Raw genomic sequence first — 14,115 nt, forward strand, 5'->3', positions numbered from 1 at the left:
GCGCTCAGAGGCGCCAAAGCCGGTAGCCCGCCGCCTGAATGGCCGCGCCATCGAAGGCCGCCTTGACGTCGATGAAGGCACCGCCGGGGGCGAGCTTCTTGCCCAAGTCAGCGACGCTGAGCGCCTGGTACTCGCGGTGCGCCACAGCCGCCACGATGGCGCCGGCCACGGGCAGTTCGTCCCAGGCCAGCAGCTTGACGCCGTACTCGTGCATGGCCTCCTCGACCTCGGCGGTCGGGTCGGTCACGTAGATGTCGACGCCATAGGTCTTGAGCTCATTGATGATGTCGATGACCTTGGAGTTGCGCAGGTCGCCGCAGTTCTCCTTGAAGGTCAGCCCGAGCACATTGACCTTGGCGCCCTTGATGGGGTTGCCCGCCGCGATCATCTGCTTGATGGTCTGCTCGGCGATGAACTTGCCCATGCCGTCATTGATGCGGCGCCCGGCCAGGATGACCTGCGGGTGGTAGCCCAGCATGTCGGCCTTGTGGGTCAGGTAGTAGGGGTCCACGCCGATGCAGTGCCCGCCCACGAGGCCGGGCTTGAACTTGAGGAAGTTCCACTTGGTGCCGGCGGCCTCCAGCACCTCGGAGGTGTCGATGCCCAGCTTGTCGAAGATGATGGCCAGCTCGTTCATCAGCGCGATGTTGAGGTCGCGCTGGGTGTTCTCGATGACCTTGGCGGCCTCGGCCACCTTGATGCTGCTGGCGCGGTGCACGCCGGGCACGATGATCATTTCGTAGACCTGGGCCACCTTCTCCAGCGTCTCGGGCGTGTCGCCGGAGACGATCTTGAGGATCTTGGTGAGGGTGTGTTCCTTGTCGCCGGGATTGATGCGCTCCGGGCTGTAGCCGACGTTGAAGTCCTGCTTCCACTTCATGCCGGACTCGCGCTCCAGCACAGGGATGCAGACCTCCTCGGTGGCGCCTGGGTAGACGGTGCTCTCGTAGACGACGGTCACGCCCTTCTTCATGTGGCGCCCCACGCTGGTGGAGGAGCCGATTAGCGGCGTGAAGTCAGGGATGTGCGCGTCGTCCACCGGCGTGGGCACGGCGACGATGATCACGTCAGCCTCGGCCAGCATCTTGGGGTCGTCGGTGTAGACGGCGTGCGTGGCGGCCTGGACCTGTTCGTCGGTCAGCTCGCGGCTCGGGTCGGTGCCCTTCTGGCAGGCCGCGACCTTGGCCTTGGCGATGTCGAAGCCGATGGTCCGGACCTGCTTGCCGAACTCCACCACCAGGGGCAGGCCCACATAGCCCAGGCCGATCACTGCAATGGTCTGCTTACTCAACTTTCGTCCTTCCAATCTTGTCGCTGTTCGGAGGCTCAGGGATGGCCGCCTGCCTGCATGCTGCGCATCCAGGACTCTAGGGCAGGCCAGTTCTCGGCCACAAATCGCTGCAGTGCCTCGTCTTCCGCCCCATTGACACCCTTGTCGGCATAGAGGATCAAGACGGCGGCATCATCGTGCTGCCCACGCAGCCGAGCCAGGGCGTTCAAGGCTGTGACCTTCCAGCCATCGACGTAGGCGCCGCCATCGGCCCAGAACGTCTGCCAGGCCCGCAGACGGCGGGCGCGCAATTCACCCAAGGCTTCTGCACGCAATTCGCCGCGCACGACCTGGATCGGTGCCGTGCCTGCCATCACGTCGACACGGGAGACAGAACCCGTCGGGATCCAGTGCTTGTCGCCATCGGCGGCCAGGCCATTGGCCGAAGACACCAGCTTGCTGGCCTGTGACTGCTGGCGATAGTAGGCCACGTAGAAACCAACCGGCTCGGCCCCATCGCGGCGGAACTGGCCGCTCAGCTGCGCGGTCGGGGCGCGGTAGCCGGGCCGCCAATCGGACAGCGGCTCGGCCTGCCAGGTCCAGCCCTGCAGCGCGGGTGCCGTCAGCGGCGGCACGGCGGGCATCGGCTGCGTGGCCTTTGCCAGCCAAGCCACGGGCAGGGCCATCAGGCCAGCCGCCAGCGCCACTCCGGCCAGCAGCGGCGCGGCAGCCGCCGAGGGCAGATCGGCCCCCGGGGCCACACCCGACGCAGGCAATGGATCGGGATCGGCCCAGCGCATGCCGATGGTGAACATCACGATCATGACCAGGCCAAAGAACACCCAGCCGTAGACGATGTGGTCCACGCCAGTGGCCAATTCGTTGCCGGACAAGTGCCCGATCATGACGATCATGTAGGCGCGCAACCAGTTCGCAATCAGCGGCGTCAGCACCGCGACGCCCATGAAGAGCAAGCGCTTCTTCATCGACTGATAGTTGAGGTAGCCAAACAGCGTCCCCACCATCACCGAAGCCAGCAGGTAGCGGATGCCGCTGCAAGCCTCGATCACCGACCACGCACCCGACGGGATGATGAAGTGCAGGCCCTCACGGTAGACCGGCACGCCGGTGGCGCGCAGGGCCATGACCGTGAAGTCGGCCGTGCGCTCCATCAGCAGCGGGGTGAGGAAGTCCCCAAAGGGCACGGCAAACAGCAGGAAGACCAGCGGGAAGCTCAGGAAGTTGCCGACCTGCGAGCCCAGGATGAGGGGCACGCTCGCCAGCAACAGGAAGGCAAAACCGAACTGGGTGGCTGCGTTGGAAGCGACCAGGCTGCCCACCAGCCACAGCGCCCCGGCGGGAATCAGGGCCGCCAACCAACGCAAGTCGGGGCGCGGCTTCATGGTCGCAAGCTGCGCGCGCTTGGTCCAGACCAGCCAGGCCGCGATGGGCGGCACCACGTAGGCGTGGGCAAAGGTGTCGGAGCGCTCCCAGATGGCGACGATCGAAACGGCCGTGCCCCAGTAGAGGCCAAACAGGCAGGCCCAAGCCGCAGCCAGAGCGAGCAACGGCCAGCGCCAGGCGGGTTCAAGTCTCATGCAGCGGCTCCCAGGAATCGATCCAGCCCGGACAGATGCGAGTCCCAGCTGTAGGCATCGAGCACGAACTGGCGGGCACGCGCGCCTTCACGCACGGCGTCTTGCGGTGCGGCCAGCCACTCCAGCACCGCTTGCACATAGGCCTGGGGCTCCACCGCCGCACGCAGACCGGCCTGGGGCTGGGTCGAGATGGCGCGCACGCAGCTCTCGGCCGCCACCACGGGCCGGGCCATGGCCATGGCTTCGAGCACTTTGTTCTGGATGCCGCGGGCCAGCCGCAGCGGGGCGACGATGGCCGCCCCATGCTGCAGATAGGGTCGCACGTCGGGCACGGTGCCCGTCACGACGACGGCCTCGCTGGCCAGGGCCTTGACGGCAGGCGTCGGCGAGCGGCCCACGATGTAGAAGCGCAAGCCGGGGTGCTGCTGGCGCAGGGCCGGCAGCATGTCCTGCACGAACCAGGTCACGGCATCGACATTGGGCCAATAGTCCATCGCGCCGGTGAAGACCACCGCCTGCTCACCCGCCGCAAAGGGGCTGGGCCGCGCCGGGTCGGGGCTGAAGTAGTCGGCGTCCACGCCATTGCACAGTGCCTCCACCGGGAAGTGGCCACCCGGCGTGAGCTTGCGAAACAGTTCGACCTCGTTGTCGGTGACGAAGAAGCTGCAGGTCGCGCGCTCGGCGGTGGCGCGCTCAAAGGCCAGCAGCTTGGCACCCTCGCGGCGGTAGAGCCAGGACAGGGGCCAGCGATGTTCGGGCGCGTAGTCGGTCCACTTGGCCGAGTCCACGTCCACAAAATCCACCAGCACCGGGGCCTTGCCGTCGGGCGCCGCGTACTGGGCCATGGTGGAGCTGAAGACGACGACGGCGTCCACGCCCACCTCCTGGCGCACGCGGTCCACCCAGGCTTGCAGGCCGGCATCGCGGTAGTAGGGCAAGCTCAGCGCCTCGCCCGTCAGCAGGCCGCGCAGGCTGGCGAGCTTGGCCGCGCTGGGCTTGAGGCCGGCGGCGTGCACGTCGGCACACAGGCGGCGCACCTCGGGCAGGTGCTGCCAGTCATCCGGGTCATCGACAAAGGTGCCGAGATAGACCTCATGCTCGCGCGCGAGGTGGCGCAGCAGGTGGTAGGAGCGCACCTTGTCGCCCTTGTTGGGCGGGTAAGGCAGGCGGTGGACGAGCAGGAGAACCTTCATCCCAGGTTCTTGACGATGTGGGGGCCGAGCCAGTTGACGACGGCGCGCGGCAGGCGGCGCCAGGTCTTGATCAGCAGCTGGTACTTGGGGTTGTTCGGGTTGTTCTGGGGAATGCCGTCACGCTTGAACAGCACGTACTCGTAGGAGAGCGGCTTGGGCTCGAAGCCCCAGTTCTTCTTGAAGGCATAGGGCCCCGTGCCCTGCTTGCTGCGCCCGTAGTCAAAGACCTTGAGCCCACGCGCGCAAGCGCGGCGCATCAGCTCCCAGTACTTGAAGTCGTTGGCTGCCAGGTCGCGCGCAGCTTCGTCGTCGCCCGCGTAGTAGGGCAGGCATTCATCGCGGAAGTAGAAGCTCAGCACCGAGGAGAGCAGGCGGCCATCTGGGCCGCAGACGGTCAGCACTTCAGCGTCGGCCCCGAACTCCTTGAGCAGCGCGGCGAAGTAGCGCTTGGGCATGGCCGGCGTGCCGTGGCGGTGGACGTTGTCGGCATAGACCTCGAAGAAGCGATCGACATTGGCATCGATATGGCTGGTGAGCCCGTTCTTCTGCCCCTTGCGCACCATGGCCCGCTGCTTGCGCGGGATGGCGAGCATATTGGCCTCTTCCTCCGGCAGGATCTCCTTGCGAAAGGTGACGTAGAGGTCTTGCCGGGGCCAGTCCAGGTGGCGCGGCTCCAGGTTGCGGAACTCGAGGTGCTCGGCGCCTGTGTCCTTGGCCCAGCGGATGGCCTCGGCCTCCAGCGCGGCGACGGCCTCGTCGTTCGACGCTGCGATGCCGCCATAGACACCAAACGGCAGGCTGGCGACTGAGTGGCCAAAGAGGCGGCTCTTGACTTCCACCAGCGGCAGCACGCCGACGATGTCGCCACCGCTTTCGGCATAGAGGAAATGGCCTCGGTGGCCGAACTGCTGTTCGATCACGCGCAACCAGCCGGCCCGGTGGAAGAAGGTCGCGTCGGGCGCCGCGAACACAAAGGCATCCCAGCGGGCGCAGGCGGCGGCGTCTTGCGCGTCGAGGCGCGCAATGCGGATAGGCGCGTTCATCAGCTCTGGACGCCCGTCGCTGCCACAGCGGCGGCCGGCGCGCTGAGCGTGCGGCCGAGGAAGATCTCGTCCATCCGGCCCCAGGCAAAGTCACGCAGCAGCCGGGCGATGCGCGCCTCGGTGCGCGGCAGGTTCACGTAGTGGCGGAAGCGTGTCTTGGCGTCGATGCCTTGCACGCGCGGCTGTTCGGGGTCGATCTCCCAGGGGTGGAAGTAGAAGACCGCCGACTCGCCGTCCACGCGGTTGACGCGTGAGATCAGCCAATTCGAGATGCCATAAGGCAGCAGCCGGAAGTAACCGCCACCGCTGGACGGCAGATTGCGCGAGCCCATGCGCACGGTGGTGACGGGGATCTCCAGCAAGCCCGGGCGCACCTCGTAGGCGAAGCGCGGGGAGTCGGGCATGCCGTAGTGGTCATGGGCGATGGGGTAGACGCTGGACGAGTAGCGGTGCCCAGTCTCCTGCAGCACGTCAAAGGCCCAGAGGTTGTTCTTGCCGATGGAAAAACTAGGCGCGCGATAGCCGATGACCTCGACCCCGCCCAGGTCTTCCAGCAGGGCCTTGGCGCGGGTCAGGTCCTGCCGCAGCGCATCGCGGTCCAGGTCGCTGGCGCGCTCGTGCCCGTAGCCATGGCTGGCCAGCTCGTGCCCCTGGGCGACGATGCTCTTGACCAGTTGCGGGTAGCGCTCCGCGATCCAACCCAGCGTGAAGAAGGTGGCGTGGACCTGGGTGTCGGCCAGCAGTTGCAGGATGCGGTTGACGTTGCGCTCGACGCGGCACTCGCACGCATCCCAGTCGGCACGGCGGATGTAGGGCGCCATGGCCGAGACCTGGAAGTAATCCTCCACGTCGATCGACATGGCATTGCGCAGTCGCGGAGCGGGCTTAGGGTCCAGCATGGCTGTCAGTGCTTCACGGACTCGACCAAGCGCTGCAGCAGCGCCAGGGTCTGCAGGTTGATGCGCTCCAGCCGCATCATGCTGCGCTCAAGGCGCTGCAGGCGGTCGGTCTGGTGGTCGGCGCTCAAAGCCGCGATCTCGCTGGACAGGCCCTGCACTTCGGCGGCACTCAGCTGCAAGCGGCTGATGTCGAGCGCGCCAGGCGCGCTGGGCTCGCCACCATTCACCTCGGACAAGGGCGCCGGCTTGGAGTCCAACGCACCAACGCCGCTGGGCTTCGGGATCGCGCTTTCCTGCGCGATGTCCTTCAGCACAGCCTTCACGTCCTCCAGGGTCAGGTGCGTGCGCCCCTGCATGAAGCCGAGCAGCAGCAAGCGATCACACAGCCGGTTGATGCGGCGCGGGATGCCTTGGCTGGCCTTGTAGATGGCCGGGAAGGCATCGTGATCGAAGGTGGGCTTGCCGGTCGAGCCCGCGCATTTGAGCCGGTGCTCCATGTAGCGCTGGGTCTCGTCCTCGTCCAGGGGGCCAATATGGCAAGTGGCCGCCACGCGCTGGCGGAACTGCTCCATCTCGGGCCGCTGCAGGATGCCGCGGAACTCGGGCTGGCCCACCAGGAAGGTCTGCAGCAAGGACTGGTTGCTGAACTGAAAGTTGGAGAGCATGCGCAGCTCCTCAACCGCGCGCGGGGTCAGGTTCTGCGCTTCGTCCACGATGAGCAGGCAGCGCTTGCCTTGCGTCACCTGATTGACGAAAAAGGCCTCCAAGCTCATCAACAGCTCAGACTTGTTCAGGTCCTTGACGCGAACACCGAAGGCCGCCCCGACCATGCGCAACGTGTCCTCGGCATCGAGCTGCGTGGTGACGACGTTGCCGATCACGATGCTGCCGCGATTGAGGCTGTCGAGCAGCCCGCGCAGCAGCGTGGTCTTGCCCGCACCGATCTCGCCGGTGATGACGATGAAGCCGTCGTTGCGCAGCACGCCGTAGTCCAGATAGGCCTTGGCGCGCCGGTGCTGCTTGCTGCCAAAATAGAAATTCGGGTCCGGGCTGAGCTGGAAAGGCTTGCTCGTCAGACCGTAAAAGGCTTCGTACATGGTGGCCTCAGAACTGCTGGGTCATGCTGGCCGTGACCGAATTTTCGGAATAGCCCTGCACGCCCTGGGAGCGACTATGACGCAGTCCGAGCTGAGCGTTGGCTCGTGAGCCCAGCTGGATCGACCATCCCGCCATATAGCTGTCGAGTGATGTGAATTGACTCACGCCTTGCCCCTGGTTGCTCGACCGGTTGGCGCTCAGGCTGAGCGAGCTGGTCGGGGTGAGCTTGTGCGCGGCACTGATCGAATATGTGCGCTGAGCAATCTCCGGCGTCAAGGCGAGGTCACCGGTGGCGACGGGCCCGACGCGCTGCGTCTGCGTGCGCCCGACCATCACGCTCAAGGTGCTGCGCACCCCGAGCAGGGTCATCCCGAACTGCTGCTGGCGCAGGCGGTTGGGACTGCTGGTAAGCAATCCACCACCGACCACGCCATCGGCGGGCAAGCCCATGGCCTGAAGGTAGTTACGCACATAGTCCACGCGCTTCAGGGGATCGGGCTCGCGCGACGCGAACAGCTGGTAGTACAGATCAAAATTGGTCTGCCGCCCCCCCGCCGACGAGTAGCCCTGATTGAGACTGGCCGAATCGGTGAACCTGAAGCTGACCAGGCGCATCCGATGCTCGACAGACAGCGAGTGCGTGTTGCCGTAAGCGTGCTTTTGCCAGTCGGCGTTGACTTGTGTGCGTACGTCCGGAACCCAGTTGGCGGAGCCCCCCCAGGTCGACCCAGTCGCCGACGTTGCCGTCAGCACATCGGACTTCTCCCGCCCACCGTTGAGCGTGAGCGTCCAGTCGATATCAGGCCGGTAGTTCAGACCCACCGTCTGCGAATCGACATTCGAGTTCAAGGCCCCCTGGAACTGCCCCTGCCGCTGGCTGAGCATCGCAAAAAAGCGCATCGCACCGCTTCCCCGAGAGTCCAGACGCACCATCGTCGAACGCCCGCGCCCGTCGCCTTGGCCTGTGCCGCGAACTTCAGTGCGCTGCTCGTCCACACGCATCAGCACGTCGGCCATGTCGCCCAGCCGGCTGCGTAACGTTGGCGAGATCGACGCGCTCAACACCTCACGACGATTTGCTGCAGAGATGCCGGCATCCGCCGACTGCGTGCCAAACGCCGACGCCGCCTGCTGACCCGCACTGGCATTGGCCTCGACGGTCAAAATCTGCGGGACGACTTCGATGGTGCCGCGCGCGCTCAAGCTGTTCTGCAAGCGCGAAGAGGCATTTGACTTGACGTAGCCAATCGCGCTCAACGAATAGTCAATCGACGTACGCAGGCCGCTGGAGTTGATTGAATACGAAAACCCGGGTGACACGGTGGTCACGAGCGCCGCGTCTTTGGGTCCGTAGTAGGCGGTACCCAGCGAGCTGCCATCGGTTCGCAGGTTGTCGGTCCAGACCTGAGCCACGGTGAGCTGCGGCCGAAACCTCGGCCCTGAACTCCCCGACGCCGGAGCCTCACTGAGGCTCTGCCCATGCGCGGCTGAGACGCAGGTGAGCAGGGCCGCCACCAGGGGCAGGCGCAGATGCAGTGGGGTGACGGCCGGCACCGCTTCAGGATTGGCCCGGCTCATCACCGTAGCCATAGCCGTATCCATACCCATAGCCGTATCCATACCCATAGCCGCCCACTGCATTTGGACTGGCTTGGTTCAGCAACAGCATCTTGAGCGGCACCGTCTCGATGGTGGCGAGCGCCTGCTGAACGGCAGCTTGAGGCGTCTTCTCGGCATGAATCACGACCACCACCTGCCCGGCCTGGGTTGCCAGCACTCGGGCCTCGGTGGTCAGCAGCAGCGGCGGGGAATCAAAGATGATGATCCGGTCGGGATAGCGCCGAGCCATGTGGTCCAGCAGGTTCCGCATCGCATCGCTGGCAAGCAATTCAGTCGCGCGCTGATGGGGCGTGCCGCTCGGCAGGATGGTCAGCTTGTCGATGTTGGTACGCAGCAGCACGTCCGACATGTCGGCACGCTCTTCCAGCACGTCCAGCAGCCCCGGACCAGACGGCAAACCGAGCATGCGCAGCACCGACGGGCGCGCCACGTCCGCATCCACCAGCATGACGGTATGGTCCAACTCGGCAGCGATGCTGAGCGCCAGATTGATCGACGTGAAGCTCTTGCCCTCACCGGCCAGGGCACTCGTGACCATGATCAGATTGGCGTGATTGAGCGTCGCGGCGCCCTGCCCGACCGCATTGCGGATCAAAGGGCGCTTGATCACCCGGTATTGGTCACCGGTCTGAGAGCGGGGCGTATCCGGCATCAGGAAGCCCTGGGCGGCCAGCGCCACCAGGTCCAACTCGACCCGCTTGGACTGATGATGCGGCACGTCCTCAGCCACGATGTCTGAGGAGACCGTCTGCGACGCGCCGACAGGGCTGACAGGCTGGGCCGGGCGCGCATCGGCAACAACCGGCGATGCTGCCGGCGTTGCCGGTGCCGCTACCGGCAGGGGTGCTGCATCAGTCGGGAGTTCGACACCGGCCTGCCGAAGTTGCTCGAGCCGCTGTGCCGCTTGTTCAATCAGACTGGACATATCAGGCCACCTGTCGGCTCAGTTGGACGGCAAGCAAAGTAAGGGCAATGGCGAAGAGGATGACCAATCCGCCCGTGCCTACCGCGAAACGCACCAGATCCACACGTTGACGCGAGCGGTCAGCATCAGACACAAGACGCGTCACCACACCGAGGATCGGCAACTCCACCTTGGAGCGCAGGTCGTTGGCATCAAAGAAGACGGGGCGCAATTGACTCACGGCAAAGGTGGTGAAGACACCGGCAAACAGCGCGGCAGCCATCGCGCCTGCAAGCAGCAGCAAGCGATTGGGCGCCACCGGCTTGGGTGAGGCTCGTGGAGGTTCGATCACCTTGAAGTCGGCAATGCCCGAGGCCACGTCCAGTTCGCCAGACATGGCCGCCTGCTCACGGCGCTGCACCAGGTCTTCATAGTTCTTCTTGTGGATCGCGTAGTCGCGGTTGAGCTGCGCCGCTTCGGCCTCCAATTGAGGCGCGTTCCGGACTGCGGCCATCGCAGCCGAGTAGCGGCTCGTGTACTCGTCCACCCGGGCACGAAGCGATGCCACCTGAACCTCGGCCGTCGCCAGAATGCGCGACATTTCCTGTGCCGCAGCTGAACCACCCGAACTGCCTTGCGCCAGCGGCGTGTGAGCAGCCGCACGGCGAAGTTCGGCAATCTCCTTCTTGCGCTGCTCTTCCAGATCCTTGATCAGCTTGCGCAAGGCGATGACGTCTGGGTGCTGCTCGGTGAAACGTTGCAGCAGCGAGTCAAGATTGCGCCGCGAATCAGCAAGGCGTGCATCAATTTCTGGCGTCGCCAGATTGATGTTCGACTCCTGAAGGATGCTCTGGGTCGTCGAGAGCCCGCCACCACCGCGCTTTTCGGCCTCCAGTTGCGCCCGCGCTGCATCCCGGGCATTCATGGCTTCCCGGTACTCCAGTCGCGCACGCTCCAGTTGGCTGCTCAACTCCGACAGATGGGCGGCCGCGTCCTTGCCGTCGGGCCCAAGCCGAGACAGGTTCTTGAGCCGGAACTCCTTCAGCCGCCCTTCTGCTTCCTCAAGCTTGGCCTCATAGGCCTTGATCTGCTCATTGATGAAGGTGGTGGCCGTCGACGAGTCCTTGCGAGAAGCGCCCAGACTGTTCTCGACAAAGATGGACACCAAGGCCTGAACTACGCGCTTGGCCGTCTCGGGATCGGTGTCCCGGTAGCCCAGGGTGTACAGGTTGTCACGCCCCGTACTCTGAATGGAAAGTGACGTCGTAACGGTGTCAATGGTGGCGTCTTGCTGCGCTTTGGATTGATTCTTCAAATCCAAATCCGCCATCCGCACCAGCTTCTCGACGTTGGGCCGCGAGATCAGTGTGCGGCTCAACATCGTGACCTGCTGCTCGACGTTCGGCTGAACGGCCAGCCCAGACATCAATGGCTTCAGGATCGATTGCGTATCCACATAGATCTTGGCGCTGGCCTCGTAGCGGTCTGGAAGCATGAAGACCACGACCGCCCCCACCACCCCAGCGACCCAGGACACGCCCAAACCAATCCAGCGGTATTTCCACATCCGCTTGAAGATATTGAGCACCTGCCCAAGCAATTGATCCATATTGGCTGGCCTTATCGATGGCTCGAACGGATATTCACGTCAGGGACAAAAATCAGCAGGTCGGTCAGAAGAAGCTCTGCGGAATGACCAAAATATCGCCGGGGCGCATCATGACGTTGGCTGACAGATCGCCCCGACGAATCAAATCCTTGAGACGAACACCGTACTGCTTATTGCCCTCAGCGGTGCGCATGATCACCGCCTCATTTCCTGCCGCAAAATCAGTCAGCCCGCCGACGGCAATCATCACGTCCAGCAAGGTCATCTGCTGCTTGTAAGGCAGGAACTGCGGTTTGGCCGCCTCGCCCACGACCCGAATCTGTTCGCTGTACGGGCCGACGAACGCCGTGACGATCACAGTCACCACCGGATCCCGCACGTACTTGCTCAGCTGCGCTTCGACTTCGCGCGCAACCTGGACCGAAGTCTTCCCTTGCACCAGGAGCTCATCGACCAGCGGGGCGGCGATCTTGCCATCGGGACGCACAGGCACCGACATCGAAAGTTCAGGATTGCGCCAAACCAGAATGTTCAGCGCGTCGCCCGCGCCGATCACATAGCTGTAGTCTTTGGCGGCAACATCAGGAGGCGCTGGAAATTTGGTGCTCGAGCAACCTGACAAGCCCACCAAAACGGCAACGAGCGACAAAAGCGAACGCACCCAAGGCAACATGCTCTACCCCCAAAAGAAAGAAGCCAGCGTGAATCACGTTGGCAGATTGTCTGAATCGCGCGCTGGCGCTCGCCCTCTAAAAACGGGGTCGGACGCGAGAGCGAGGATGATGCCACAGGCATGCAGCTCTAGAGACCGCACACCAACCTCACCTGAGGGGCGCCAAACGACATCACACCGGGAAGCGTCGACTTTCGCACGCACGCCCTGGCCAAGCCGGCGGGCGAAGCCCTTTTGGCACGAATTGCGTGGCGAGACCTGTGTCAAATCGCACCGCCATCATTGAATTCACCTTGCCAGGACTCGTGTCTGAGTCTCAACTTGTTCGCCCCATGATGAATGGGCACAGCCCCGCACTCAATACATTTCAACTAACAGTTCAGCGGACCCAAGCACCATGGTCAACACAAGCACCTTGCACAGCATCTTGGACCTCGCCAGATGGGCGCCCAGCGGTGACAACACGCAGCCCTGGCGCTTTGAGCTAACCGGCGATGGCGGCGTCGTCATACATGGCTTCGATACCCGCACCACCTGCGTCTACGACCTGGATGGCCACGCCAGCCAGATTTCAATGGGTGCGATGCTCGAAACCCTCAGCATTGCCGCTACGCAATTTGGGCTACGAGCGATTGCCACGCGACGCCAGCACGGAAGCGACGAACAGCCCACCTTTGACATTCGCTTCATCGAAGAAGCGTCACTGATGCCGGATCCGCTCGCGCCGTATATCCAGCAACGGCGGGTGCAGCGCCAGTCGATGCAAACCACGCCGCTGGGACAAACGGCCGAAAAAGCGCTCGAGGCGAGCGTAGGCGAGGGATTCGCCGTTGTCTGGCGAAGGAGCCTGGCTGATCGCGCGCGCCTTGCAAAGCTGTTGTTCCACTCCGCCAAGATTCGCCTGATCTGTCCCGAGGCCTATGAGGTCCATCGCGATGTGATCGAGTGGAATTGCCAGTTCAGCAATACAAAAATACCGGATCAAGCCCTGGGTGCAGATCCCGCCGCACTGCGCTTGATGCGCTTCGCGATGGTCAGTTGGCAGCGCGTCAGCTTCCTTAACAGGTATTTCGCGGGCACCTGGGTACCTCGCATTCAACTGGACGCGCTGCCTGCCCTGCGATGTGGCGCGCACTTTGCCATCACCGCCCGGCAGGAGCCTCAAGGCCTCGACGACTATGTTGCGATTGGCCGTCAGACGCAAAGGTTTTGGCTGACCGCGACAAAACTGGGCCTTCAAATCCAGCCGCAGATCACCCCACTGGTTTTCAGCAGATACGCGAACGCAGGTCGTCGATTCACCACCCATGAGCCCGCGATTCATCTGGCGGAGCAGGTTGCAGCAAAACTAAACGAAGAATTCGGACCCAGCTACCGCCGCATCGGCTTCATGGGGCGAATCGGGTCAGGCAAGGCCGCCGAATCGCGCTCCCTCAGGCGCCCACTCGAAGAATTGCTAATTCCAGGCAAGCCCACCTTGGAATAGCAAACCCCACCGTGCCCAGATAATTATTCCTTGTACTGCGTACGGAATATTTTATCAAATATTGGGAAGGTTATATTAAAGTTGTAGCGCGACATCAGCCCGATGCGGTGGTGATACAGATGCCCACGAGATAAATAATCTACAAATGGGATGCGCTTCAACAGGCCACCTGCCCTAGTATGGTAGGAAAAATGCAAGGCCTCATAGAGCAGATAGTAGGAATAGGCAACCAACGCGAATTGCCAACCTCGATCAGCACCAAAAACAAAACCAACCACCCCGGCTATCAGAGCAATTACCAAAGACAGCCCCACAAAAATATAATACGGCAAAATCGCCGCATAATAGTCCTCAGGCTGCTCGAAATAGAAATGCTCGTCAGCGTAAAAATTGTGATGGATGGTCACATGCTCATAAACCACGGGCATCAAACGCATCCGGTGATGCATGGGATAGCGATGCAGCCAGTACTCAATACCGTTCGCGACCAAAAAGTAGGCAGGCAGCGAGATCCAGAACCAAATATCAAATGCTTCAATCCGCCAAACAATAAAACCAAGGATTGAGAGCAAAAGCAAGAAAACTGCCAGCACATACACCGTCCCGCTGGGGCGGCGCCGTACGCTTTCGCGGAAGCTGGCCCGATATTCGTTTGAGCCAAATTTCGGCCCCCTATCCGGCAACTCTGGCTTGTCAGTGCGCATGGCATTCACCCCATCGGG

The 14,115-nt window shown here is 63.3% G+C and carries 12 protein-coding genes; 1 reads left to right on the top strand and 11 read right to left on the bottom strand.

Annotation, left to right across the window (positions count from 1 at the left end; translation table 11 throughout):
- Positions 1–4 precede the first annotated feature (4 nt).
- The 10 genes from ABDJ85_RS06290 to ABDJ85_RS06335 all read right to left on the bottom strand — a co-directional run bounded on the left by ABDJ85_RS06290 (position 5) and on the right by ABDJ85_RS06335 (position 11,907).
- Positions 5–1,291 carry a nucleotide sugar dehydrogenase gene (locus ABDJ85_RS06290; RefSeq protein WP_347703915.1) on the bottom strand — a complete coding sequence of 429 codons (1,287 nt, stop codon included), beginning with the start codon at positions 1,289–1,291 and terminating at the stop codon, positions 5–7.
- 35 nt (positions 1,292–1,326) lie between these two features.
- The gene (gene xrtA / locus ABDJ85_RS06295; protein WP_347703916.1) at positions 1,327–2,868 is read right to left on the bottom strand and encodes an exosortase A; all 1,542 of its coding nucleotides are present in this window, start codon (positions 2,866–2,868) and stop codon (positions 1,327–1,329) included.
- Positions 2,865–4,061 (bottom strand): TIGR03087 family PEP-CTERM/XrtA system glycosyltransferase, encoded by a 1,197-nt coding sequence (locus tag ABDJ85_RS06300; protein ID WP_347703917.1) that lies wholly within the window; start codon positions 4,059–4,061, stop codon positions 2,865–2,867. The genes xrtA and ABDJ85_RS06300 overlap by 4 nt, the downstream gene beginning before the upstream one ends.
- On the bottom strand, positions 4,058–5,104 hold the full coding sequence (locus ABDJ85_RS06305; protein WP_347703918.1) for a FemAB family XrtA/PEP-CTERM system-associated protein: 1,047 nt from the start codon (positions 5,102–5,104) through the stop codon (positions 4,058–4,060). The genes ABDJ85_RS06300 and ABDJ85_RS06305 overlap by 4 nt, the downstream gene beginning before the upstream one ends.
- On the bottom strand, positions 5,104–6,003 hold the full coding sequence (locus ABDJ85_RS06310; protein ID WP_347703919.1) for an XrtA system polysaccharide deacetylase: 900 nt from the start codon (positions 6,001–6,003) through the stop codon (positions 5,104–5,106). The genes ABDJ85_RS06305 and ABDJ85_RS06310 overlap by 1 nt, the downstream gene beginning before the upstream one ends.
- A 5-nt stretch (positions 6,004–6,008) precedes the next feature.
- On the bottom strand, positions 6,009–7,100 hold the full coding sequence (locus ABDJ85_RS06315; RefSeq protein WP_347703920.1) for an XrtA/PEP-CTERM system-associated ATPase: 1,092 nt from the start codon (positions 7,098–7,100) through the stop codon (positions 6,009–6,011).
- 7 nt (positions 7,101–7,107) lie between these two features.
- The gene (locus tag ABDJ85_RS06320) at positions 7,108–8,691 is read right to left on the bottom strand and encodes a TIGR03016 family PEP-CTERM system-associated outer membrane protein (RefSeq protein ID WP_347703921.1); all 1,584 of its coding nucleotides are present in this window, start codon (positions 8,689–8,691) and stop codon (positions 7,108–7,110) included.
- Entirely contained in the window at positions 8,660–9,646 is a 987-nt protein-coding gene (locus tag ABDJ85_RS06325; protein WP_347703922.1) for an XrtA-associated tyrosine autokinase, read from the bottom strand. The genes ABDJ85_RS06320 and ABDJ85_RS06325 overlap by 32 nt, the downstream gene beginning before the upstream one ends.
- A 1-nt stretch (position 9,647) precedes the next feature.
- Positions 9,648–11,234, bottom strand: a complete 1,587-nt coding sequence (locus tag ABDJ85_RS06330) for an XrtA system polysaccharide chain length determinant (RefSeq protein WP_347703923.1) — start codon at positions 11,232–11,234, stop codon at positions 9,648–9,650.
- Between the two features lie 64 nt (positions 11,235–11,298).
- The gene (locus ABDJ85_RS06335) at positions 11,299–11,907 is read right to left on the bottom strand and encodes an XrtA/PEP-CTERM system exopolysaccharide export protein (RefSeq protein WP_347703924.1); all 609 of its coding nucleotides are present in this window, start codon (positions 11,905–11,907) and stop codon (positions 11,299–11,301) included.
- Positions 11,908–12,334: 427 nt separating this feature from the next.
- Here ABDJ85_RS06335 and ABDJ85_RS06340 point away from each other — a divergent pair, with 427 nt between their 5' ends.
- Positions 12,335–13,393, top strand: a complete 1,059-nt coding sequence (locus tag ABDJ85_RS06340) for a nitroreductase family protein (RefSeq protein ID WP_347703925.1) — start codon at positions 12,335–12,337, stop codon at positions 13,391–13,393.
- A gap of 23 nt (positions 13,394–13,416) precedes the next feature.
- On the opposite strand, the gene ABDJ85_RS06345 is transcribed toward ABDJ85_RS06340, so the two are convergent.
- Positions 13,417–14,097 carry a sterol desaturase family protein gene (locus ABDJ85_RS06345; protein ID WP_347703926.1) on the bottom strand — a complete coding sequence of 227 codons (681 nt, stop codon included), beginning with the start codon at positions 14,095–14,097 and terminating at the stop codon, positions 13,417–13,419.
- Positions 14,098–14,115 lie beyond the last annotated feature (18 nt).

The organism is Roseateles paludis (assembly GCF_039872745.1).
In the GTDB taxonomy this organism is placed as follows: Bacteria; Pseudomonadota; Gammaproteobacteria; order Burkholderiales; family Burkholderiaceae_C; genus Pelomonas; species Pelomonas paludis.